This window comes from Streptomyces sp. NPDC054847 (genome assembly GCF_053610925.1).
Genome location: NZ_JBSGZJ010000550.1, coordinates 1 through 4,330 on the forward strand (window position 1 = coordinate 1; position 4,330 = coordinate 4,330).

4 protein-coding genes are annotated in these 4,330 nt (G+C 73.9%); 2 read left to right on the forward strand and 2 right to left on the reverse strand.

The genetic code is table 11. From position 1 onward, the window contains the following. Positions 1-356 precede the first annotated feature (356 nt). Positions 357-893 carry a winged helix-turn-helix domain-containing protein gene (locus ACWGH4_RS32085; protein ID WP_453467065.1) on the forward strand — a complete coding sequence of 179 codons (537 nt, stop codon included), beginning with the start codon at positions 357-359 and terminating at the stop codon, positions 891-893. Here ACWGH4_RS32085 and ACWGH4_RS32090 read toward each other — a convergent pair. After that, positions 890-2,320: a PepSY-associated TM helix domain-containing protein gene (locus tag ACWGH4_RS32090; protein WP_453467067.1), complete on the reverse strand. Its 1,431-nt coding sequence runs from the start codon at positions 2,318-2,320 to the stop codon at positions 890-892. The genes ACWGH4_RS32085 and ACWGH4_RS32090 overlap by 4 nt on opposite strands. Before the next feature lie 58 nt (positions 2,321-2,378). Continuing rightward, entirely contained in the window at positions 2,379-2,963 is a 585-nt protein-coding gene (locus ACWGH4_RS32095; RefSeq protein WP_453467069.1) for a hypothetical protein, read from the reverse strand. Between the two features lie 118 nt (positions 2,964-3,081). On the opposite strand from ACWGH4_RS32095, the gene ACWGH4_RS32100 reads away from it, so the two are divergent. Beyond that, entirely contained in the window at positions 3,082-4,065 is a 984-nt protein-coding gene (locus ACWGH4_RS32100) for an NAD-dependent epimerase/dehydratase family protein (RefSeq protein ID WP_453467071.1), read from the forward strand. Positions 4,066-4,330: the final 265 nt, after the last annotated feature.

The following is a 4,330-nucleotide window of genomic DNA, read 5'->3' on the forward strand; positions in this document are numbered from 1 at the left end:
GGGGCCCCGCCGATTCCGGCGGGGCCCCTTTCCCTGTGCCTGGTGGCCTGGGACAGCGGGCCGTACGGGCGCTCGGGTCAACACCCGCACGGCGAACGCGTATCAACGTGTGAGAGGGGCCTGCTGCGGACGCCTCGCGTCTGCTTGAATGGGGTCATGGCCAGCATCCACCGGAGCATCGCGACAGGTCGCACCGACCTCGAGCCGTTCTGGCCCTCCCGGCAGCATCACGACTTCGACCGGGTGTGTTGCCGCGCGTGAGCGCGCAGGCCCTCTGAAGCCGTCATCCCGGTTCCCGGCCGGCGCGCACGACGTACGTACGTCCGTCTCCCTCCGCGCGAAAGAGCTGACCTCCCATGGCGAACACCCGTTCCTTCTCCGCCGTCGCCCGGCCCGCCCAGCGTCCCTCCGACCGGCACCGGCTGCGTGCCGTCGACCGCGACGAGGTGGTCGATGTCGCCGGTCTCCTTCCGCCGGGCGCCACGTGGCTGCCCGCCCCGCCGCACACCCTGCCCGAGCTGCCGGGACGGCCCCCGATGATCGGCTACCTGGTGCTCGTGCCGGCCGACGGGCAGCCGCACCCGACCGCAACGCCGCAGAACGGCACGGACGGCGGGCCGGTGCTGATCGACCCGGTCCGGCGCACCGCCCATGTGGACGGGCGGGCGCTGGACCTGACGTACCTCGAGTTCGAGCTGCTGGCCCATCTGGTGGCGCATCCGCAGCGGGTGCACACCCGTGACCAGCTGGTCACCACGGTGTGGGGCTACGGGCACGTGGGCGACGGCCGCACCGTCGACGTCCATGTGGCGCGGCTGCGGCGCAAGCTGGGCGCCGAACACCGCCGCACGATCCAGACCGTGCGGCGGGTCGGCTACAAGTACGCTCCCTAGTCCCCGGTGCGTGCCCGGTTCCTCGCGGCGGCTCCCAGTGCGATGTCGACGGCCAGGAACACCAGCAGGCTGATGCCGAGCATCGGCACGAACCAGCCCACTACGGCCGTCGCCGCGGCCAGCGGCAGCAGCACGGTCACCGGCAGCTTCCGCCACGCTCCGCGCGGCGCCGGCCGGCCCGCGCCCAGCGCGCGTTCCTTCGTGGGCCGGCGCAGCCACCACATGCGGTAGCCCCACACGATGAGCAGGATGAGGGCGCCCATCAGTGCGGCCAGTACGAGTTGGTTGGCCAGGCCGAAGAGCACGCCCATGTGGCCGTCGATGCCGAAGCGGGTCAGTTTGGCGAGCAACGGGTAGTCGTCGAAGCGCAGTTCGTCGATGACACGGCCGTCGGCCGGGTCGATCGCCACCGAGTCGAGGTGGACCGGGTACTGGGTGTCGGTCTCCTTGACGACATAGCCGGTGCCGTCGGCCGGCAGGGTCACGGCGACCTGGCCGTCGACGCCGGCCTCGCGGGCGGCGGCCACGGCGTCGTCGATGCCGACGTCCGCGCCCTGGTGCTGCGATCCGTGTCCGCCGGCGCCGTGGCCCTCGTGCCCGTCGCCGCCGGCCGCCCCGCCCTCGCCGATCACGGCCGAGACGGTTGGAGTGGCACCGCCCAGCCGGTCCTGCAGTGCGCCGATGTTCTCGCCCGCGTAACGGGACCAGGTGAGGCCGGTGGCCGAGAGCAGCACCAGGCCGGTCACGGCCCACAGTCCGACGGAGCCGTGCCAGGACAGCGTCCTGCGGCGCCCCTTCGCGCCCCGCTCGGGCAGGATCAGGGCCCGCTTGGCACGACGCCGGCGGCCCAGCCAGAGCAGCAGCCCGCCGAGGGCGACGACCCAGAGCCAGCTCGCGGCGAGCTCGCTGTAGTGGCGGCCGAAATCACCGAGATGCAGGTCGCGGTGGAGTTCGTCGAGCCACGTCCGGAGCGGGAGCGCGCCGGAACTGCCGTACGAGGGGAGCTCGCCCCGTATGTCGGCGGTGTACGGGTCGACGAAGACCGCGAGGGACCTGCCCTCCGCGACGCCGGGAGCGTCCATCAGCACCCTGGTCGTCGCCCCCTCCTCGTACGAGGGCCACACGGCGGTGACGGTGGCGTCGGGACGGGCCTCGCGGGCCGCGTCGAGCTGGGTGCCGAGCGGCAGGTACGGGCCCGAGACGGGAGCGGTGAGCTCGTCGCGGTAGACGAACTTCTCCGCCTGGAAGGACAGGGAGTACAGCAGGCCGCTGACAGCGGCGACGAGAAGCAGCGGGGCGATCAGCAGCCCCGCGTAGAAGTGGAGCCGGAGCACGAGCGGTCGCAGCGCGCCCCAGGTGGAGGTGGATTCGGTCCGGCCGGTGCCGGCCTGAGGTTCTGCGCCCTGGTCGGGGGCGTCAACAGACATGGCGGTCCTAAGGATTCGATGTCGACATGGGGAAGCGGCCCCCAGGTCGGACAGCGGCTCAGGGGGCCGTGGCGCGGGGGACGGCCGGCGTCGGCGGGCCGCGGCGGACGACGGTGTGCGCCAGGACGACACCGTGGTGACGGGCGCGGACGGCCGGGCGAACGACGGGACGCGGTGGTTCCGGAATCCGTACGACGCCGAGGAGCAGTCGCAGCGGGGTGAAGGCGAACGCGAACACGGCGCCCGCGAGCCGGAAGAACGCGGCCTCACCGTGGGCGAGCCAGAGCGCACAGCCGGCGGCCGCGACCAGGTGCACGGCGAGCATGCCCGCCCCGTCGGCGAGGCCCATGGCCGTCTCCGCCTGATGCCCGTGGTGGTGCCCGGCCGGCCGTCCGGTGTCCGCGAAGATCAGGTGCAGGGCGCCCTGTACGGCGAGCAGACCGGCGCCGATGGCACGGGTCCCGCGGCGGCGTCCGGCCGCGAACCAACCCGCGGCCGCGGTCACACCCAGTGCGACCAGCAGCGCGGACGGCGGGATGTCGTGCGCAGACAGGGACGAATGCCCCATGGCGGCGAGAACGACGGCCACCGCCGCGAAGAGCGCGGCCCGCAGGGCGCGCATCGGCGACCGGGTGTCCGTCATCGTCCGACATGCTGCCACCACGGCGGCGGGTCCGGGAGAGTGACCGCGGGTACGAACGTGTTCTTCCCGCAGCAGAACCGCTGTCCTCCGCGGGGCCTCCCGAGGCACAGTCGTGATCATGAGGCTTCTGATTCTGGGCGGTACGGAGTTCGCGGGGCGTGCGGTCACGGAGGCGGCGCCGGCCCGCGGATGGGACGTCACCGTCTTCCACCGAGGCAGGCATCCGGCGCCGAAGGGCGCGGCCGTACTCCTGGGCGACCGGCTCGGCGACCTCGACGCGCTCGCCCACGGCACATGGGACGCCGTCGTCGACACCTGGTCGAGCTCACCGGCGGCGGTCCGCCGCACGGCCCGACTGCTCGCCGGGCGCGTGGGGCGCTACGTCTACATCTCCAGCTGCTCGGTGTACGTCTGGCCCCAGCCGGCCGGGTACGACGAGACGGCGCCCCTGGTCGACAGCTCCCCCGACGCCGTCGACGTGCCGTACGCCGAGGCCAAGCGGGGCGGCGAACTGGCGGTCCTCGACGCCTTCGGCGACGAGGACTCGCTGCTGGTGCGCTGCGGGCTGATCCTCGGGCCGTGGGAGAACATCGGCCGGCTCCCCTGGTGGCTCGGCCGCATCGCACGCGGCGGCGACGTGCTCGCGCCCGGGCCGCGGGAGACCCCGCTCCAGTACATCGACGTCCGCGACCTCGCCGAATGGACGCTCGACGCGGCGGCCGCCGGACGTCGGGGACCGTACAACCTGACGAGCGAACCGGGCCACACGACGATGGGCGAACTCCTCGACACCTGCGTCACGGTGACGGGGTCGACGGCACGGCTGCGGTGGACGGACCCGGAGACGATCCTCGCGGCGGGCATCGAACCATGGACGGACCTGCCCGTCTGGATCCCTCCGACGCAGGAGGCGTACGGGGCGGTGCACGGCGTGGGCGTGGGCCGGGCGACGGCGGCGGGCCTGCGGTGCCGGCCGGTCGCGGACACGGTCCGCGACACGTGGACGTGGCTCGCGTCCGTGGGCGGCACGGCGCCGCATCGTGCGGACCGTCCGCGGGTGGGTCTGTCGCCGGAGCTGGAGCGGCGGGTGCTGTCGGACTGACCGCTGCGCGGCCCCCACCCCGCCCCTTCCCGAAACCGGGGCAAGCCCCGGACCCCTTGAGGGCTGACGCCCCAGCCCCTCCCGGGGAGGGGAAGGGGCTCTGTGAGGGCTGCCGCCCCCACGCCTCCCCACAGCCCGCGCGCTGCGCTGCGGCCCGGTGCCGCTGCGCGGAGCCTGCCCCCACCCCCCCCCTCCCCCAAGCCGGGGCAGCCCCCGGCCCCCTGGGGGGGGTCGTCCAAGACCCAAACCCGGGGCAACGGTTATT